12 protein-coding genes and 1 pseudogene are annotated in these 19,203 nt (G+C 64.3%); 1 reads left to right on the forward strand and 12 read right to left on the reverse strand.

The features are described from left to right. Nucleotides 1-50: 50 nt before the first annotated feature. Nucleotides 51-317 carry an RNA-binding protein gene (locus H6678_09530; protein ID MCB9474039.1) on the forward strand — a complete coding sequence of 89 codons (267 nt, stop codon included), beginning with the start codon at nt 51-53 and terminating at the stop codon, nt 315-317. A gap of 133 nt (nt 318-450) precedes the next feature. Here the strand turns inward: H6678_09530 and H6678_09535 are convergent, their stop codons facing one another. The 12 genes and pseudogenes from H6678_09535 to H6678_09590 all read right to left on the reverse strand — a co-directional run bounded on the left by H6678_09535 (nt 451) and on the right by H6678_09590 (nt 19,115). Next, a complete protein-coding gene (locus H6678_09535) occupies nt 451-1,020 on the reverse strand; it encodes a DinB family protein (protein MCB9474040.1) in 570 nt (189 codons plus the stop codon). Nucleotides 1,021-1,109: 89 nt separating this feature from the next. Beyond that, nucleotides 1,110-3,416: a T9SS type A sorting domain-containing protein gene (locus H6678_09540; GenBank protein MCB9474041.1), complete on the reverse strand. Its 2,307-nt coding sequence runs from the start codon at nt 3,414-3,416 to the stop codon at nt 1,110-1,112. A 218-nt stretch (nt 3,417-3,634) separates the two neighbouring features. Continuing rightward, entirely contained in the window at nt 3,635-4,369 is a 735-nt protein-coding gene (locus H6678_09545) for a T9SS type A sorting domain-containing protein (GenBank protein MCB9474042.1), read from the reverse strand. A 666-nt stretch (nt 4,370-5,035) separates the two neighbouring features. Further along, nucleotides 5,036-6,568, reverse strand: a pseudogene (locus tag H6678_09550) (DEAD/DEAH box helicase). A gap of 2,191 nt (nt 6,569-8,759) precedes the next feature. After that, a complete protein-coding gene (locus H6678_09555) occupies nt 8,760-9,416 on the reverse strand; it encodes an OmpA family protein (GenBank protein ID MCB9474043.1) in 657 nt (218 codons plus the stop codon). Continuing rightward, on the reverse strand, nt 9,413-10,348 hold the full coding sequence (locus tag H6678_09560; GenBank protein ID MCB9474044.1) for a DUF445 family protein: 936 nt from the start codon (nt 10,346-10,348) through the stop codon (nt 9,413-9,415). Before H6678_09560 ends, H6678_09555 begins: the two co-directional genes overlap by 4 nt. Nucleotides 10,349-10,716: 368 nt before the next feature. After that, nucleotides 10,717-11,559, reverse strand: coding sequence for a hypothetical protein (locus tag H6678_09565; GenBank protein MCB9474045.1), 843 nt, complete (start codon nt 11,557-11,559; stop codon nt 10,717-10,719). Nucleotides 11,560-11,587: 28 nt separating this feature from the next. Further along, complete coding sequence (locus H6678_09570; protein ID MCB9474046.1) at nt 11,588-12,232, reverse strand: hypothetical protein; 645 nt, start codon at nt 12,230-12,232, stop codon at nt 11,588-11,590. Nucleotides 12,233-12,264: 32 nt separating this feature from the next. Further along, entirely contained in the window at nt 12,265-13,707 is a 1,443-nt protein-coding gene (locus H6678_09575; GenBank protein ID MCB9474047.1) for a hypothetical protein, read from the reverse strand. After that, the gene (locus tag H6678_09580; protein MCB9474048.1) at nt 13,704-14,723 is read right to left on the reverse strand and encodes a PorV/PorQ family protein; all 1,020 of its coding nucleotides are present in this window, start codon (nt 14,721-14,723) and stop codon (nt 13,704-13,706) included. The genes H6678_09575 and H6678_09580 overlap by 4 nt, the downstream gene beginning before the upstream one ends. Before the next feature lie 52 nt (nt 14,724-14,775). Continuing rightward, entirely contained in the window at nt 14,776-17,562 is a 2,787-nt protein-coding gene (locus H6678_09585) for a TonB-dependent receptor (GenBank protein ID MCB9474049.1), read from the reverse strand. Next, the gene (locus H6678_09590; GenBank protein ID MCB9474050.1) at nt 17,559-19,115 is read right to left on the reverse strand and encodes a hypothetical protein; all 1,557 of its coding nucleotides are present in this window, start codon (nt 19,113-19,115) and stop codon (nt 17,559-17,561) included. The genes H6678_09585 and H6678_09590 overlap by 4 nt, the downstream gene beginning before the upstream one ends. Nucleotides 19,116-19,203: the final 88 nt, after the last annotated feature.

A 19,203-nucleotide genomic window follows, 5' to 3' on the forward strand; every position in this document is an offset into this window, starting at 1 on the left:
GTCCATGAGGGACCCCGAGGCACCCATCACTGTTCGGATTGGAGATCGACATGAAATTGTATGTGGGCAACATGGCCTTTTCGGTGACGGACGCCCAGCTGCGTACCGCCTTTGAGGCTTTCGGCACGGTGGAAGAAGTCGCGGTGATCAATGACCGTGACACGGGCCGCCCCAAGGGCTTCGCCTTCGTTACCATGCCCAACGCCCAGGAGGCCAATGCGGCCATCAACGGGCTGAATGAGAAGGATCTCGGCGGCCGCAATCTGCGCGTCAACGAAGCCAAGCCCAAGACCGAAGGTGGCGGCAGCCGCTGGTAGTCCTCGAGCACTCACGGCGCGGCTGACCTGCTCGGTCGCGTTGTAATGGCATCAACGCCGCTGTGGGCCTGGCCCGCAGCGGCGTTTTCCTTGTGTCCTGGTCCATCTTCCGCTGCGGCTTCGCACCTGCGGCTCACGTCGATCCGGGCAATCCCGCCTTCACGGCCAGGGCCTGGTTAAGATGTCGGCGCTGGTGAGCCACCAGGATGCGCAGGGCGTCGGCCCAGGAGTAGCACATCCAGTGAGCGGCGGGCGAGGAAACGATGATCCGCTCCGCATCCAGCCGGCCAGCCGCGTGAATCATGTTGAGAACATGATGCTGCTGTTCCAGGAAACGGGGCACGATCTCCACCGGCAGCTCGTCCGCCGAAGGTTGCCAACTGGCCGGTGCCTTGTACTTCCGCGCGGGCGTGGGTGTCAATGACGCGAGCAGCATGCCGCCGAAGAGCGCGGGCAGCAGGGGCAACCGTCCAATGAAGCCATGGACGGTCTCGCCCCGGGCAAGGCGATGTCCAAGCTCCAGGTAGCCTCGATCGGTCACCACCAGGTGATCGAGGCACTGGGCCACGCTCCAGCGCCCGGGTCCGGGCTGTGTGTTCAGAGCTCTCAGGCCCATGGTGGCAAAGGCCTGCTCCACTTCCTGACCGATCGCTTTGCACTGACTGGCCAGCCGATCCAGTCCGACCCGTTGAACGGATGCCATTCGATCGCTCCCTGTGTTGCATGACCGGTCAAGCGCTGCCAGATGGGCTGTCGGCAACCTGTTCGTGAGAGCATGATCCCCCACCGTCTTCAGTTCAACCGTATCACCTTGCGGCTCATGGCATCACGCAGAGTGCCCCCTGCCGTCAACCGTTCCAGCCGGACGATGTACAGTCCGCTGGGAGCCGAAGGCGCCGACCAGCTCACCCGGTGTTCTCCCGGCGCGACCTGCCCGTCCAGGAGCACGGCCACCCGCCGACCACGCAAGTCGTAGACGCTCATGCGCAGGAACTCGCTCTGGCCCAGCCGAAGACTGAAGGATGTGGAGGGGTTGAAAGGATTGGGTGCCGCATCGGAGAGCTCGAAGTCCCCGGGCAGCGCCCGGTCAATGCCCGTGCCGGTGTAGAAGAAGCTGACGCTGGCCTCGACGGCCGGATCCAGCGGATTGCCCTGGGCATCGCGCAGGGCCAGTTCCACGGTATTGCTGCCGGACAGAGCGACGTCCAGCAGCAGCGGATCCAGGCTGCTGTGATCCGCCAGCGGTTCGCCATTGAGATGCACGGCCAGATGGCCCAGCCCGTCGCCCAGCTCGAATCCGCTCAGCAGGAAGGATACGGCGATCGGCAGCTCGTCCAGTTCCTGGTCGGGCTGCGGATCCACGATGCTCAGTTGGGGCGGGAACCAGTGGAAGACCAGATCGGCGCTCACCATCGGATCGATGGGCTGGAGGGCGTGATCCACCAGCAGGAAGGTGATGCTGTAGTCTCCCGGTGTGTCCAGGTCCACGGCAAGGCTGGTTTCCGCCGTGCTGAAGGTGCTCATCCCGTCCGGGCCGGTCACGAAACCACGCACCAGGCCATCGCCCTCGGTCTCGGAGAGCACGAAGTTCTCCACGGCCAGCTCGATCCGCGCGGGTTGCAGGCGCAGCGTATCACCGGACGCAGGTGACAGGACCTGGAGCGTGGGTTCTGGCAGCACACCGGTCGGTCCCAGACTGCCATCGGGATTCAGGTTCTGCAGGTAGACATCACTGGGGCCACTGCGCTGGTCGGCCCAGACCGCCAGCAGACTGCCGGCCGAAATCAGCGCCGTGCTCAGGTACCCTTTCTGCGAGACCGTGGTGGTCAGGTCCACCGGCCCGGCGAAGAGCGGCGTGCCTTCAGGACTGAGTCCCAGACCCTTGATGCTGGAATTGATCGCGCTGCCCGCGTCGTATTCCTGCCAGGCCAGCAGGCTGGAGCCGTCGGCCAGGGCATGCAGGCCCAGGCGGAACTGCTGGGGCCCGCCCAGGGGTGCCAGGCTGAGCCCGTTGGCGCCCCAGAGCGGAGTGGCCGTGGAATCCAGGCGCTGGGCCCCCATGCCCACCTGGGTCTGGCCGAGGTTGGCCGACTGCCAGGCCACGATCACGTCCTGGCTGGCCATGTCCAGCGCCAGCACGGGGCTGGTCTGCAGCTCGGCGGGATTGCCCACCATGACACCGTTGGCCGCCCAGCGGATCTGGCCCGCCGCATCCACGCGCTGGACCCAGGTGTGCAGTTGGTTGCTGAGGTGCGAATCGTACCACCAGCAGACCGCGCCATCGCTGCCATCATTCAACACATCGGGCCGCATCTGGAAGCCAATGCCGCCCACCGTGTTCAGCGGAGTGCCGCCCGGTGTCCACAATTCGTTGCCCGCCGCATCGAAACGGCGCAGGTAGAGATGTCGTGGCGAACTGAAACTGCTGCCCTGCACGTCCACCACCGAAAGCAGGAAGCCGTCGTCGCTGGTGGCCGCCATGCGCGGAATCGAGAGGCCGAAGGTCGAGGTCAGTACCCGGGACGCGGGCTCCCAGACATCCTCTCCGGCCGGGGAGAGGCGGTGCAGGACCACGGCGGAGCCATTGCTGGCCGTATCCTGCTGCCAGGCGATCACGATGTCGCCGCCCACGGTGGCCAGAATCCGCTGCCCCACGTCACTGCCGTCGTTGTCCGACAGCCGGATCCCGTTCGCCCCCCAGACGAAATCACCCGCGGGCGAGATGCGGTAGGCGTAGATTTCCCAGTCTTCTCCATCGCGCACGTCGTTGGTGACCACGATCGCGTGATCCTCGCCATCCACGCCCAGATCCCACTCGGTGATGAAACTGGTCATGGCGTGATCGCTCACCAACAAACCGTTGGCGGCAAACTGGGGCAGGCCCTCGGCATCCAGCAACTGCAGGCGCACGTCGTAGTTGCCACTGGCCGTGTCGTACCACAGAACCCAGGCTCCGCCCGCCTGGGTGGCGCGCACCAGGGGTGTGGTCTGTTCACCGGCGAGAGCGCCAAGTACCAGGTTCGTGGAAGGATCGGAGGGCCATTGGGCCCTGGCGCTGAGAGTCATCAGCAGGACGACCCACAGGGATAGAGTGTGCATGGGGAATCTCCTTGCGGCGAGGGTGCCGAACCGTTCGAATCGGGCTGCAGAATACCAATTCGGAGCGGCAGACACAGCCGCTTTCTGGTGTGGTGTCAGTTCCTTCCCGGAGCGGGCTGCCGCGAGCAGACAGAACCGGCGGCCCTGAGGCCGCCGGTTGTGGAAAACCAGGGATGGTATCGAGGCGCGGAGGCCGGAACGGTCTCAGCGCAATCGGCTTACTTGAGCAGCACCAGCTTGCGGCTCTCGCGGAAGCCTTCGGCCTCGAGGGTGGCGAAGTAGACACCACTGGGCAGACCGGCCGCCTCGAACCGCGTGCTGTGCTCGCCGGCGTTCTGCAGTCCACTGACCAGCACGGCCACTTCCCGTCCGGCCAGATCATGCACGCTCAGCGTGACCGGAGCGGTGTGATCCAGACTCCAGTCGATGGTCGTGGACGGATTGAAGGGATTGGGATAGGGATTGCCCAGGCTGAAAGCGGCGGGCAGGTCTTCGGTGCCGGCGCTGCGGCTGCAGAAGTTGAAGCACACTTCGTAGGGAATCGGCCCCGAGAGCAGGGTGCAGGTGGACGCATCCCAGCCCAGATAGATCGCCAGCTGAAGGGTGTAGTTGCCCGCGGGCATGCATTCGGGCGGATTGCCCGGGGTGATCCAGTTGTAGCCGTGGTCCTTGTCGACGAAGTCGGGTTCGGCCCAGCTGAGGCAGGGATTGGGGCAGACGCCCGGGTTGTCATCTCCCTCGAAGGACACACCGGGACCCTCCACGCTGCCGATGGCGGTGTTCACCGAACCGGAACCGCAGGTGGAGATGGACCAGTCGCAGCAATCCTGCTCGACCACGAAGGGAATCTGCACGACCTGGTAGGGCCCGGGGACCGTACCCTGAATGCAGATTTCCGCGCGGGAGGCAAGCGGGACGAGACCCAGACAAACAGAGAGCAGCACGGCGCGCATGGAACCTCCGGGAGGGATTTGAACAGGGATGTGGATGACTTTGCTGGCGCTGACTTCAGCAAGCATCATGCCATCCCCAACTGCCTGTTTTCAAGCTGGACTTGGCCGAATCGGGCATGCCGACTGTTCAGAAAGTCGGCAGCCTGCCGGATCCGGAACAAAAAAGCCCTCCGGAATCCCGGAGGGCTGTGTGCATGCACAACTGGCGCACCCTCAGTCGCGAGGACCGCGGCGCCCGCGCGGAGCCGAGCCGGGACTGGAGGGACGCGCGCCCCGGCCAGAACCGGAACCCGAGCGCGAACCACCTTCTCCTCCGCCCGAGCGGCCACGGGGTGGCTGGCTGCTGCCGGGGCGACGCTCGCTGGACCCGGGTCTGCCGGCATCATCACGGCGCGGAGGCGCGCCCGCACTGCCACCACCGGAGGGTTTGGTGCGGCGATTGGGGTTGTCCTTCCAGCTCAGGGAGCCGCCGCTGGGGCGGGATGTGCCTCCGCCACTGCGGCCCTCGGGACGGGCTCCCCCTGCCCCACGGCCATCAGGACGGCCACCGCCTGCCGGGCGGCCTTCGGGACGGCCCGCGCCTGCGCCACGGCCCTCGGGGCGACCCCCGCTTGAGCCACGGAAGTCAGGACGGCCACCGGATCCTCCCCGACTGTCGGGACGCCCGGCGGATCCTCCCCGGTTGTCAGGACGGCCACCGGTGGCACCGCGTCCATCGGGACGACCCTCGGGACGACTGCCGCGCCCTTCCTGGCGGGTGCTGCCGCTCTCGGGACGACCACTGGGACGGCCGCCGGAAGGACGGGAATCGTAACCCCCTCCAGAGCGGGCTCCTGGTCGGCCCTCGCCGGCGGGACGGCCAGCGGGTCGGCCTCCAGCAGGCCGGCCTCCAGCAGGTCGGCCTTCGGGCCTCGTGGAAGCGGCAGGACGGCTCTCGGGACGAGGTGCCCGGGTGGCGTCGCCATCGCGGCCATGGTGCTCATCGGAACGTGTCGGACGGCTGGCGGGCGCGCTGCCAGCACGGCGTCCCTGGGGACGGGGCGGACGCTCCTCCTCGATCTCGGGCTGACCCGGGGCGAAGCCGTCGATGATCTCGGGCACCAGGCGCTGACCGATCAGGTGTTCGATGTCACGCAGGAACTTGAGTTCGTCGTTGCTCACCAGCGAGAGGGCCTGGCCGGTCATGCCCGCCCTGCCCGTGCGGCCGATGCGGTGCACGTAGTCTTCGGGCACGTTGGGCAGCTCGTAATTGATCACGCGGGGCAGCTGCTGGATGTCGAGACCGCGCGCGGCCAGATCCGTGGCCACCAGGGCCCGCAGCCCGCCCTCCTTGAAATGGGCCAGCGCCTTGGTGCGCGCCGCCTGGCTCTTGTTGCCGTGAATGGCCATGCTGTGGATCCCGTCGCGGTCCAGGCGCTTGGCCAGCCGGTTGGCGCCGTGTTTCGTGCGACAGAAGATCAGCACCTGCTGCCAGTCGCTCTCGCGAATCATGTAGCTCAGCAGCTGGGCCTTGTGATCCTTTTCGACGCGCACCATGAACTGCTGCACGGTTTCGGCGGCCGTGGCGGCCGGGCTGACGTCGATCTGCACCGGGTCGGTGAGGAAGTTGCCGGCCAGTCTGCGGATTTCCGGCGAGAAGGTCGCCGAGAAGAGCAGGTTCTGGCGACGGGGAGGCATGAGCGCCAGAATGCGTTTCAGGTCCACGATGAAGCCCATGTCCAGCATGCGGTCGGCCTCGTCCAGCACCAGAATCTGGATGTGTGACAGGTCCACGGCGCCCTGGCTGTGCAGGTCCAGCAGACGGCCGGGGGTGGCCACCAGGATGTCGACGCCGTGACGCAACTGGGAAATCTGCGGCCGGATGTTGACCCCGCCGAAGACGACTGCGGCCCGCAGGGGCGTGTTGCGCCCGTAGATCTCGACGCTCTCGGCCACCTGGGCAGCCAGTTCGCGGGTGGGCACCAGCACCAGGCAACGGGGCTCGCGGCGCCGCTCGCCGGGCACGGCCGACAGCAGCTGCAGCAGGGGCAGGGTGAAGCCGGCGGTCTTGCCGGTGCCGGTCTGGGCGGCGGCCATCAGGTCGTCGCCGGCCAGCACGACCGGAATGGCCTGACGCTGGATGGGCGTGGGGGTTTCGTAACCGCGTGCACGTACGGCACGCAGCAAGGCCTCGTTGAGGCCCAGGGATTCAAACGACATGTGTTTTCTCGATGCTGTGCCAGCCATGCAGGGAAATTGCCAGAAGGGTCGCGACGGCTGGTGGCGCGGGGTTCCGGAGGGGCGCTCAAGGCGCGGGGCCCGGCCGACGTAAAGGGCGGGACGGGGCACTATAGCATTGTCATGCGCAGGAACAAACTCCTGCGACCATCCTATTTCCCGTCAGCCCAATATCCGTCACCCCCGCGGAAGCGGGGGCCCATTGCATGGCGCCCCGGTGGTTACACCGAGCATTTCATCGTGAGAATCCCCCACCACACGTTCATCCCCTTCCACCGGAATCCCGTCACTGCCTCGGTTCCGTGATGCCTTCTTCGGCCGGGGGCTGCCTCCCGTGAGGCATCGTTTTCCACCTTTCTTTGGACGGGTCCAAAGCAAGGTGGAGCCAAAGAAAGACCCTCTTCGCAGGCCTCGCGCCGCGCAAACTTGGCCCGCGCTGCGGTCCGGCGAGCAAGCGCGGCGGCCCACGCTCCTGCTCGACCGTTCCGTCTCGATGGTTCCGCCACCGGCGTCACCGCTGTGACAATCAGCGCGACATCCGGGTCAAGTTCAAAGGTGTCATCCCCGTGATCATTGTCTTCTGGGTCGGCGAATGGGGATCCCGACGGGTTATACCGAAATTCATTCTCGTTCGTGACCGGTGTGCGACTGACAGTATGCGTGTCACGGATGCTATCGCCGGTCGCCGGCAATACACTCCCCTGCGCGGGGGGCGCTCTCACCTTTTTCTTCGCGAAGAAAAGGTCCGGCGAAAGAGCGGCAGGCCTCGCGCCGCGCTTTGTCGCCCGCGATGCGGTCCTAGCGGCGGAGACGCGGCGGTTGACTTCGTCGGGAATTACCCTGCTCAGACAACGTTCATGTCTCGATGCCATTTTCGCCGCCACCGGCGATCACCATCTTTTGGAAGAAGATTGATCAGAGACATAGCCGCAAAGCACTGCAGCCGGGCGATTGGGATGCAAAGCCAACACTTGGGAGGATCATGTCGGCCTCGCCTTTTGCGGCGAAATCCAGGGTTGCTGCCAGGAATTCGCCCGGTTGTGAACCGGAAGCTGATCCTCGACTCCACCCATCCATCTTCCATCCCCTTCTTGGGCACCGGCATCCAAAGTCACAGACAAAGTCCACGTCCATGCCAGAGGCGTTGGAAATCCTCGCCACGGTCTCGTCTGGCGGCCTCCCGCAGCGAACTTTTCCACCTTTCTTTGGACGGGTGCCAAAGCAAGGTGGAGCCAACTGACGTTTGTCACTCGCAAAGCCTCGCGCATGCGGTACGAAGGCAGCCCGCGATGCGGTGGTTCCTGGCCAAGCGCGGCCGATCACGTGAATGACCCCGTTCAAGGCAGAAAAGGGACGACGCCTCCACCAGGCGCTTCGATCCGGGAACGGAAGGACTTGATTCAGAAACAACCTCGAGCCGTCTGCTTCCAGCCAGGCCCGATGAAGCGCTGGCAGTTGATCGCGTCATCCGACTTTCGGTCGGCGAAATCCGAATGCGGTCATGACATGTGGTTCTGATCGCGCACTGCCTACCTGATTACCGAACCCTCAATTGAGCGTCATCCATTCATTCCACCGGAATCCGTCACTGGCGCGATTCCCTGTGCTGTGATCCATGCCCGTCCGCCGCCGGCTTCCCGTGATGCAATGAACTTTCCATGTTTCTTTGGACGGGTCCAAAGAAAGGTGGAGCCAAAGAAAGACCCTCTTCGCAGGCCTCGCGCCGCGCAAACTTGGCCCGCGATGCGGTCCTTCGGGCCAGGCGCGGCGACCCACGTGATTGCCCGACCGTTCCGTCTCGATGGTTCCGCCACCGGCGTCACCGCTGCGGAAGGGGGTTGATTCTTGAGGGAATCGCCGGCGCCTCTCATACTCGTGCTCATGTCGCGCCATCTTCGCGCTGCGAGGGCGAACATGGCACACAATCGCTGCCACCCAAGCCCCGAATGGGGCATCATACATCCATAGCCCGTGGGGAATCCACGGGCGGGCGAGGATGAACCCTAAGAAGATGGGTACAGGATGCAACCACTCGGGGTCGCCATGCGGGCCGCCCCCGTTTAGCGGGGATGACAGGGTTAGGGGGATATCATTCGGTTGTGATACAAAACAGGACGGCCGCCCATGCGCCCGTCCTGTGTGTTCGAACTGCATCACCCGCAAGGGCGAAAGCTCAGTTGCCTGAGGCCTTCTTCAGTTTGTCGTTGGCCATGATCGCCACTTCGACGCGGCGGTTGGCGGCCTTGCCGGCCATGGTCGAATTGTCGCCGATGGGCTGGGATTCGCCGTAGCCGAAGGTGGTCATGCGGGAGCCACTGACATTGTTCTGTGCCAGATAGTAGGACACAGTGTTGGCGCGGCGGTCGGACAGTTCCCGGTTGTGGGCCTCGCTGCCGTCGGAGTCGGTGTGTCCCTCGATCAGGACATTGGTATCGGGATACTTGTTCAGGATGCCGGCCAGCTTCTGCAGGTTCTGCTGCGCCACCGGCTGCAGGTCCGACTTGTTGGAGGCGAAGAGCAGGCCTGAGTCGAAGGTCAGCTTGATGCCTTCACCGACGCGCTCGACCGTGACACCTTCCAGGTCGTGCTCGATCTCCTCGGCCTGCTTGTCCATGTAGTTGCCGATCACGGCACCCGCGGTGCCTCCGACGGCCGCACCCAGAATCGCGCCCACGGCCGTGTTGCCGAACTGCTTGCCGATGACCGCGCCCGCGGCTGCTCCGCCCGCTCCGCCGATGATTGCCCCGTTCTGGGCCCGGTTCAGTCTCGAGCACGAGAAGCTGCCCAGCAGAATCGCCAGGCCCAGGATCGTTGTCTTCAGATATTTCATCGTGATTGCTCCCGCCATTGTCCTGTCCAGCCATGTGCCGGACGAGAATTGTTCGAACTTGCGGCGAATCGCGGTGACGGCCGCGATTCCACTCTTCGTTCCGGCGGGCGAGGAAGACTCTCCGCAGGCCCGGCAACATCCATACTGCCACTTCCACGGGTCAGTTCACGATTTATCTCAGGGGAAATGGGGACGGTCGAAGGAACCATTGCTTTGTGCCCCGGGACGTCGACCAACCTGACAGTCATCCTGACCGCTACCTCGTCCGCCATCTCGTCCGCCATCTCGTCCACCATCTCGTCCACTATCTCGTCCACCATCTCGTCCGCCATCTCGTCCACCATCTCGTCCGCCATCTCGTCCGCCATCTCGTCCACCATTTCGTCCACCATCTCGTCCGCCATCTCGTCCGCCATCTCGTCCGCCATCTCGTCCGCCATCTCGTCCGCCATCTCGTCCGCCATCTCGTCCACCATCTCGTCCACCATCTCGTCCGCCATCTCGTCCGCCATCTCGTCCACCATCTCGTCCACCATCTCGTCCACCATCTCGTCCGCCATCTCGTCCGCCATCTCGTCCACCATCTCGTCCACCATCTCGTCCACCATCTCGTCCACCATCTCGTCCGCCATCTCGTCCGCCATCTCGTCCACCATCTCGTCCGCCATCTCGTCCACCATCTCGTCCACCATCTCGTCCACCATCTCGTCCACCATCTCGTCCGCCATCTCGTCCGCCACCTCGTCCGCCATCTCGTCCGCCATCTCGTCCGCCATCTCGTCCACCATTTCGTCCACCATTTCGTCCACCATTTCGTCCACCATCTCGTCCGCCATCTCGTCCGCCACCTCGTCCGCCATCTCGTCCGCCATCTCGTCCACCATTTCGTCCACCATTTCGTCCACCATTTCGTCCACCATCTCGTCCGCCATCTCGTCGATCACCTAGGCGGCCGCCCGGGCGGACGACGTGACCGTCATGGTCTGGAACATGGTGACGGTCGAATGGACCGTCACCGTTCCTTGGGATGGACAAAGCGCAGCGTGCCGCACCACACACGGTCCCCCGCCAAGCCCCGAATGGGGCACAATGCATCGATAGCCCGTGGGGAATCCACGGGCGGGCGTGGGGAAACCTGGACGAAAAGGGCGTGCGGAGCAATCCATCGGGTTGCCATGTCGGCCGCCCCGTTTGCGCAAGAATGACAGGGTTCGGGAAGAGGTGATGGGTGTGCCGGCCGCTCCGTGACACGGGAATGCCACAGTGGATCGAACTGGTCACAGCCGCGCGAACACAGGGATCAGAACAGGTCGCTGCGTTTCGTGTTGAGCAGCAGAATCTGTTCCCAGGCCCACTGGTTCAGCAGGCGCAGTTCGGGGCGGGCGTCGAAGTCAAAGGAGGCGGCCTCCTGCTGGATCTGGTCGAAGCGCTCCTCGTCCAGGGCGGCGGGGCAGTAGTAGCGGGCTTCGAAGAAGAGCGGGAGCAGAAGACCGTGTGCGGGGCCGGCGGCGGCCTGCTGGAAGAGGGCCTGACCGGTTTCGGGCTTGCCGCCGACGAAGCGGGGTTTCACGCATGTGATCGCCCCCTCGAAAAGCTGGCCGGCGCCGAAGAAGTAGTCGGGGTCCAGGGCGCTGGCGCGCGCGATCATGGCTTCTACGCGGGGCAGGCGGAACACGGCTTCGCTCTCGGCCAGATTGAGTGCCATCCAGGCACCGTAGGGGAAGGCGGTCCAGAACAGGGCGCTCTGCTGCTTCGCGGGCACCGCAGCCAGCCAGGCATCGAACTCGGGCTGGGAGAGGGCGAAAGGATCGCTGCCAAGCAGCGCCAGGCCCACGTGATGCGCGCGGCGGTAGAAGCGGCTGGCCCGGGCATCGTCCACACCTTCGCAATAGATCAGCGCGTAGCCGGTGAGCGCCATCGCATGCAGTTCGCGCAGGCGCGGGCTGTCGGCACTCAGGCGCAGGCCCTCGATCATCTTGATGTCGGACTCGAAAGCCGTGCGCGCCAGCAGCAGGTCGGGTTCGGCGAAGAGGGCGGTCACGAAATCGTCCAGCACGGGGGTCACGGCGCGGATGCCGACTCGGCGGATGCTGCAGCCACTCAGCAGCAGGGCCAGCATCAGGAAGGCAAGCAGATGTCTCATGTGTCTCCCGTGTCGCAGGTCGGCCAGCTCAATTGGCCCTGGAATGAAGCACGGTCACCATGTCGCGGGCGGCCTGGCCCAGCAACAGTCCCGTGCGGTCGGTGTGATTCAGAGTGTAGGGGGTGTCCGGACGGCGGCTCACCAGACTGTGCGGTGCGTCCAGCTGCAGGCTGTCCACGTCGACATGCTGGCCGAGGTATCGATAATGGGTCTCGACCCAGCCGAATTCACGATCACGCTGGATCGACAGGCCCAGCCACTGCACGAAACGCTGGAAGCCTCCACTCTTGAGTGCGTGGACCGACAGGGAATCCAGCGCCAGGATCAGGCTGCCTTCGCCCGGATCACGCGACCAGCCCGGTTCGCCCGCAGTCCAGCCGTCTTCGGGCCAGACCAGCTGCAGGCCGTTGCGGGCCGCCTCTTCAACGAAACTCTTGCGCCAGACCGACAGATAGGCGGCCGGTGAGCCTGTGCTGCGCTCGGGCAATTTGCGGCAGCGGAAGAGCGAATCGGCCTCCTCAGGATGGGGCCAGTTGGCAATGAACACGGTGTCCGGGCATTGCTCGCGGCTCAGACGCTCCAGCAGCGGGGCGGGTGGCTTGATCGAGGCGCAGCCGACCAGAAGGACAATCGTCAGGCAGGCCAGCACAGGGCGCCAGCGGGCAGTGGACACAAAGACTCCAGGACGGTTGTGGGCTTGCATGATCATTGCGGAGGCAGGTCGTCCTGACTGAGGCTGAGGGTGAAGAGCAGGATCCTGTCGTTCACGCGCACCTCGTTGGCTCCGCTGCCCGATACCACTCCTCCATCATCACTGACGAAAATGGTCTCTTCGCTGTTGCGGTCGCGGTCGCTGCGATTGCCGAAGACCGCCACTCCCACGGGCGCGCGCAACTGGTCGTAGTTCCAGCTCTTCAGTACCGTGTCGACCGGGACATCGTTGAAGACCAGTGTCGTGTCGATGTAGACCCGGCTGGCTCCGCAGGGGCGCTGGAAGCGGCCGCTGTGGTCGAAGACCTGAACGCGACGATTGTCGGTGTCGCAGACGAAGATCCGGTCACGACTCCAGGTGATGTCCGAGGGCGTACCGAAAAGTTCAGGATTCATGATGTCGGTGTTGCCCAGGCTGGCGTCAAAACTCCAGTAATCCTCTCCGGCGAATTCCTCCCAGGTCAGGCGCTGAGCCCGGAAGTAGCCGATGCTGGGAGCGAGCTGCGTGTAGTACAGGCGCGCCTGGTCATCCAGATCCAGCGAGGTGCCGCCCTCGATGGTGCCCTGGCCGGTACCCTGATTGATCACGATCGCCGGATTGGGAAAATCCATGCTGTCGGCAGCCACGAAGGGGCGATAGAAATAGGTGAAGGCGGAATAGTCATCGGCCAGCAGCACCAGGGCTTCGGGACGGAAGCGCAGTCGGTTGATCCGGTTGCCGCCGCTGGGGTTGTTGTTCACGAAGAAGACTTCGCGCTGTCCCGCGCGTCCGCGCGACACCGCATCGATGGTGGTGTTGCCCGAACCTTCCCAGAACACGCGCGGAACCAGTGCGGCAGCCAGGGCCGAATCGCCGTAGGCTGCGGTGGGCACCACCTCGTAGCGTCCGAACTGGTTGTTCTGGATCAGGTCGGCCACGCCGGCGGCGTCCACTTCGCTGACCTCGCCGGTCTGACGATGGGTCAGGCGGAAATGCGTGTAGGCGCCCACCACGTTCTCCCGTGCGGCCAGCAGGTTCACGGCCCAGAGCTTGTTGCCGCCGTCGCAGGCGAAGAGCAGCTGTTCCGGCCCCACCGTGACTCCCTTGACCCCGGGCAGCTCGAAGCCTTCGAGGGCCGGCTCGCCCAGCGGCACGCCGGGCCCCGGTTCGTTCAGGTCGCGCAGGGCCTGGTTCCAGACACTGATTCGGCCACTGCCCGATTCGGCCACGTAGACATGGCCATCGTCATTGATGAACACATCGGAAGGATTGGCCTCCTCGCTGCCCAGATCGATCCAGCTGTTCAGCATCAGGTAGGTCGTGTCACTCAGGCCGCCGGTGCCTGTCTGCTCCAGGCTGGGCAACGAGAAGGTCTCGATGCCGCAACCGGCCACCAGAGCCAGCAGACCGGTGGCAAGAGCCAGGCGCAGGCCCGTGCTGCGGTGTATCCGGCTCATGGCTGCCACCCCCAGTTGAATTCGGCGCTGGTGCGCTTGCTCTCGGAGAGGATGCCGAAGTCGCTGTAGGACAGATCCAGCACCACTCCCAGCCCGTTGAGCTTGAAGTCGATTCCGCCGCCCAGTGTCCAGGATTCCTCGCCCGCGTTGAACTTCCAGCCGCCCCGGGCGAAGAATCGCTCCATCCAGCCGTATTCCAGTCCGAAGAGGTAGTTCTCGGCGTTGTCCACAGGGTGGTTGATCTGCCCCGAGAACAGCACGCGATGCTCTTCACGCGAGAACACGGTGAGCGCACTGCCGATGCGGAACATGGTGGGCGGGCTGGCTTCCTTGTAATCCACGGGCCGACCGTCACCCGCGTTGGGCGTGTGACTGCCACCGGGGCGGAACTGGCCGCCGAAGTTGCTCAGCGAGACAGCCACGGACATGTCACGCCACCCGGTGCGGTAGTAGGTGCCGATATCACCCAGCCAGCCGTCCATGGTCACATCGTCGATGTCCTCGCGCACGTACTTCACGCTGAGGCCCACGCTGAACTGGTCGGTCATGCGCATGCAGCCCGTGAGCTGCACGGCCTGGTCAATGAAATAGAAGGTCTGGCCGTTGCCTTCGGGATGGGTCTCGGTGGTCACGGCCATTTCGTCGGTGCGCAACTGCGAGTAGGCCAGGCCCACGCTGTAACGATCGTTGAGCCGCTGCACGGCGCCCAGATAGTCATAGCTGATGCCCGCTGGCCAGTCGAGATGCGAGAAGGACACGGCCCCGCCATCCATGCGTCCCAGACCTCCCGGGTTCCAGTAGAGGGCGCTCACATCGTCGGCCACGCCCACGAAGGCCTGGGCCATGCCCTCGGCTCTGGCCCCCACGCCGATCTTGAGAAAGCCCAGCACGGTGGTGGCCGTCCGTTCCTCGCCGTAGTTGCGGATCAGCTGCTGGGCGTGTCCGGCGGGAGCCAGCAGCGGCAGCAGCAGGGCCAGCAGGCCCGCGTGGATGAATGATACTTGCAGTCTTGGCACCATGAGGTTCCGTCTTGGTTCGCGGGGCCGCCGCTGGCGGACCCGAGTGACATCAGAGGCCGATGGAAAGTCCGAACATTACCTGACGCGGCGCCTTGAAGCGCGCCGGAGTGCCCGGGGGGCGCACGCCGTCCAGTGACAGATCGGGATCCCATTCGTAATACACCCGGTTGCTGGCCACGAAGGGATCTCCGTCTTCCCAAACCTTGCCGGTGAGCGGGTTGATCCAGCCCGAGGAGGCCGGCTGCTTGTTGTTGAACAGATTGCGGATCTCGCAGAAGCACTTGATGCGGATCGTGCGCATTCCGCCTTCCTTGATCTGGAAGTTCTTGTACAGGTTGAGATCAGCCAGGAACGGCGCCTGGGCCAGTTCGGTGTAGGGATCAGTATCCACACGCTTGGGCTCATCATCCAGCGGATTGTCGGGATCGCCAATATCGATGTACTCGGGGCTGTAGCGATTGCCGCTGTCGTACTCCAGATGCAGATTGGCGCCCCATTCCACGGGCAGGCGGAAGCCGCCGATGGCCAGGGGCTGGCTGGACGGCAGATAGAAGTTGATGTTGGCGCTGGTGGTGATCGGTTTGTCCCAGCGCAGGAAGTTCTCGCCCAGGTCGGTGTCGGCATTGCTGATGCGAGCCTGGTTCAGCAGATCCTCGGCCGGTGAACTGCTCTTGCCGGTGAGGATGCTGTAGCTGAAGTTCCAGTTGAAGCTCCAGTAACGCTGGAAGCGCTGGCGCCAGGACATTTCCAGTCCGCGGCTGCGCGCATAGTCGATGTTGTAGTACTGGGTGTAGTTGATGTTGCCGTAGCGTGGATGCAGGCTGTTCACGCTGAAGGCGGTCACGTAGTTGAACATGTCCTTGTAGAACGCGGTCAGTTCCAGCGCGCTGAATTCGTTGAAGCGGTGCTTCAGCCCCAGTTCATAGGCCACCGTCGTGGTGGGGTTGAGGTTGGGGTTGCCGATCAGCTGGTAGGTGTTGGCGCTGTTGCTGCGCAGGTTGGCGTACACATACGCGTAGCGCGGCCGCTGGCTGAAGTGCCCGTAACTGAAGAAGAGCACGTCGTTGTCGGTGACCGGGTGACTGATGCCCAGACGCGGGCTGAGCTGGGCCTTCCAGCGGCCACCGAAGGCACCGAAGGTTTCCTCCTCGAAAAGCCGGCGTCCCGCTTCGGTGACCACGACCACGCTGGGATCGTTGACCACGTCCTCGATGTAGCCACCCGGGCGCCACACATCCATGCGCATGCCGATGTTGGCGTTCATGCCCTTGAAGCTGATCTTGTCCTGCAGGTAGACCGCCCCGGCGGTGGTCCAGACGTGATACTGGTCGTAGTCGCGCCCCAGGCTGGTGGAGGTGCCCAGCCAGGGAGCGTTGATGTGCAGCAGCTGCAGCTCGGTGTTCTCGACCTCGAAGCCGCTTTTCAGCTCGTGTTCATCGTTGAGCTTGCTGGTCAGCGAGCCCTTGAGCGACCAGGTATCACCGAAGTGATCGTGCCAGTAGTCGGTGTCACCGTAGTCCCAGAACCCGTCGCCCTGAAGAATGGTCACGGTGCCGTCGCGGTTCAGCAGGTACCAGGTGGGGTCGATGTCCAGCGGTCGGCTGTACTCGGTCCAGTGCTTGCCGTTGACGTCGGCGTGCTGGTTCACGAAGAAGTCGCCAAGCACCAGTTCGAAGAAGGAATTCCGGTTGAGGGTTTCCTTCCAGGTCAGGCTGAACTGGCTGCTCTGCTGGGTGAAGGTGTTGTAGTTGTCCAGGTTCTGCTGGTAGGCGTAGGGATAGAAGCGCCGGTCTTCCACCAGCGAATCGAAGTAGCCCTGGTTCACCTTCAGGCTGCGGCCCAGACTGAGCACGAACTTGCGGGTCAGCTTGGGGCGATAGCTGATCTTCAGCAGGGCCGAGGCGTCGTTCTCCTCGCGCAGGGCCAGCGACTCCATCCAGCTGCGCCATGGCTGCAGCTTGGTGGCGTGTGGCAGATGGGAATCCCCGAAACTGCCGTAGCCATTCACGAAGAAACTGAGGTCGCCGGGCAGGCCGAAGGTGGGCAGCGGGCCGCCCAGGCTCAGCTCGAAGACATCCTGATTCTGGTTGTGCGCCGGAAAGTCCTGCCAGAGGTTGTCGCGCTTCCAGCTGGTGTTCACGAAGAAGTCCCGCGTGCCTTCGCGGGTCTCCACGTTGATCACGCCGGACATCGCCTCGCCGTATTCGGCGTTGAAGCCACCCGTGATGATCTCGATTTCCTGCACCGCATCGGCGGAGAGGTACACGCCATACCCCTGGCCCGAGATCGGATCCTTCACCGACAGGCCGTCAATGATGTAGAGGTTCTCCTCCACACGACCACCACGGATGTGAATCTCATTGTCGTCCTTGACCACGCCCACCTGCTGGGCCACCACGTCGGACACATCCTCGACCACCTTGGTGCTGATCTCGTCGGCCTTGAGACGTGTGCTCGAACTGGTGTTGTCCACTTCCAGCAGGGGCCGCTCACCAATGATCACCACGTCTTCGCCGGCCAGATAGGCCCGCTCGAGGGCGAAGTCGCGCGTGGTGGTCTGGCCATCCAGCACGGGCAGCGCCGTGGCCAGCACGGTCTTGAAACCCAGATAGCTGATTTCCAGATCCAGGGTGCCGCTGGGCAGACCGGTGATCAGGTAGCGCCCGTCGATGTCCGTGGCAGCGCCCTTGTAGCTGCCCTTGACCACCAGGTTCACGCCGGTCAGCGGTTCCTTGTTCTCCGCATCGGTGATCACACCCGTCAGCCGGGCGTTCTGCCCATGGGCCGTCAGGGCGCAGAGGCCGAGCAGGAGGGCGAGAAGTTTGATATGTCTCACCAGTTGAACTCCTCCTCGATCAGGGTCTGCAGAAACAGGTCCAGATTGTCCAGCCAGTACAGCGGCACACCCATGTAGACGAAGCGCGCCTTGTCGGGATCGTGGGCCGCCGCGGTGCGCGAGCCCAGGGTCACCCGGGGATAGGCCAGGGGATCATTGGGGTCTTCGGGCGTGAAGTAGAGCTCGCTGGCGGTGCTGTCGGGCACGAAGCCGAAGTCCAGGTCGGAGATGCCATTGCCCTGAAAGCTGATCCGGCGCGAGGTGTGCATCTCGGGATACCGGTCGGCCCACTCGGCCGCGGGCTGCAGCGGGTGATCTCGCGTGGGCAGCGGAAAGATGTAGTGACGCGCGTTGGTCAGACTTTCGATGGGCAGGCAGAGTCCCTCGTCCATCTGGGGCAACTGCTCCGTGGTATTGAAGTAACCCACGTCCGTGGAGGCCAGCAGCACCTTGCCGTTGTCCGAGAGATACTGCCCCATGGGCGGGCACACGTCCAGCAGGCGCGTGGAGGCGTAGCTGAACCAGAAGACCATCTCGAAGTCCGAGAAGATGTTGTACACATCCAGATCCTCGGCGGGCAACCAGTAATACACTTCCTGGGCGCTGCCCTCGAGCCAGGGGAAGGCGTCGGAGGAAATCTCCCAGGTGGTGTAGTCGGTGTCCTCCACCAGACCCAGTCGGTCCATGGCCTCGTAGACCGACTGCTGGCGCACGGCGCTGCTGGTGGGATCGTCAAAGACCACCAGCAGGGGCCCCATGGGCTGGCGCACCATCCAGACCCGTTGGACGCCCGCGGCCGTGGTGTCCGTCTCACCGCCGGGGTAGCTGACCGTGTTGGACCAGCTCTGGGCCACGTCCCGCGCGCGCAGGAACATCCGGTGCGGACCGGGAGTCAGCAGACCGGGATCGAGGGTGATGGATTTGTACACGGGATCCAGCACATTCCACTGGCTGGTGTCATCCAGGGCCCAGTTGACCTCGGTGATGGTCTCGCTGCCGTCCAGATCCCAGGCGTTGTAGCGGAAGGTCAGATGGGGGAAGGTCCAGCTGGTGTCGCCTCCGAAGAAATTGGAGAGCAGCTCCTGGCTGTTGGGAATCCAATCCACTTCGGGCGGGCTGTTTCGTACGGGAATCACCACACGGGCCGGGCTGGGGTCTTCGGCGCCATCGTCGTCCACGGCCTTCACATGAAAGGAGAAGGTATCCACCATGGCGGTCAGCAGCACGATGAAGGTGTCCGATTCGGCATCGGTGCGTGTCCAGAGCGGCTGGCCCAGTGAGTCCAGCTGGTAGCTCCAGCGGTAGAGATAGTGATCCACCGTGCCGTCGCGATCCTCGCCCCACCAGGAAAGCCCCAGCCGGGCCACGCTCTGGTCCAGGGTATCGGGGTTGGCCGTGTCCGCCCGGAAGTAACCCAGGCTGAGATGGGTCTGGGGGTTCTCGTTGCCCACCATGCCCGTGCGGCCTTCATCGGGATCACAGCCCGTGAGCGTGATCAGCAGACCCAGGGCACAGAGGGCCAGCAGGGCCAGGGGACGCCCGCTTCGCATCATTCCCGTATTCCAATCTGAAAGGTCCCGGGAAGGTCGCGCGGACGAGGGGTCCCGTCCGCGCAACCAGTCCGGAAAGGCGATTCGTGTC

Source organism: Candidatus Delongbacteria bacterium, from assembly GCA_020634015.1.
GTDB lineage: Bacteria > CAIWAD01 > CAIWAD01 > CAIWAD01 > CAIWAD01 > JACKCN01.

Coding starts and splice junctions, on each gene's coding strand:
- H6678_09540 (MCB9474041.1), bottom strand. CDS start 3,416: ATGCACACTCTATCCCTGTGGGTCGTCCTGCTGATGACTCTCAGCGCC.
- H6678_09535 (MCB9474040.1), bottom strand. CDS start 1,020: ATGGCATCCGTTCAACGGGTCGGACTGGATCGGCTGGCCAGTCAGTGC.
- H6678_09575 (MCB9474047.1), bottom strand. CDS start 13,707: ATGAGCCGGATACACCGCAGCACGGGCCTGCGCCTGGCTCTTGCCACC.
- H6678_09590 (MCB9474050.1), bottom strand. CDS start 19,115: ATGATGCGAAGCGGGCGTCCCCTGGCCCTGCTGGCCCTCTGTGCCCTG.
- H6678_09560 (MCB9474044.1), bottom strand. CDS start 10,348: ATGGCGGACGAGATGGTGGACGAAATGGTGGACGAAATGGTGGACGAA.
- H6678_09555 (MCB9474043.1), bottom strand. CDS start 9,416: ATGAAATATCTGAAGACAACGATCCTGGGCCTGGCGATTCTGCTGGGC.
- H6678_09545 (MCB9474042.1), bottom strand. CDS start 4,369: ATGCGCGCCGTGCTGCTCTCTGTTTGTCTGGGTCTCGTCCCGCTTGCC.
- H6678_09530 (MCB9474039.1), top strand. CDS start 51: ATGAAATTGTATGTGGGCAACATGGCCTTTTCGGTGACGGACGCCCAG.
- H6678_09565 (MCB9474045.1), bottom strand. CDS start 11,559: ATGAGACATCTGCTTGCCTTCCTGATGCTGGCCCTGCTGCTGAGTGGC.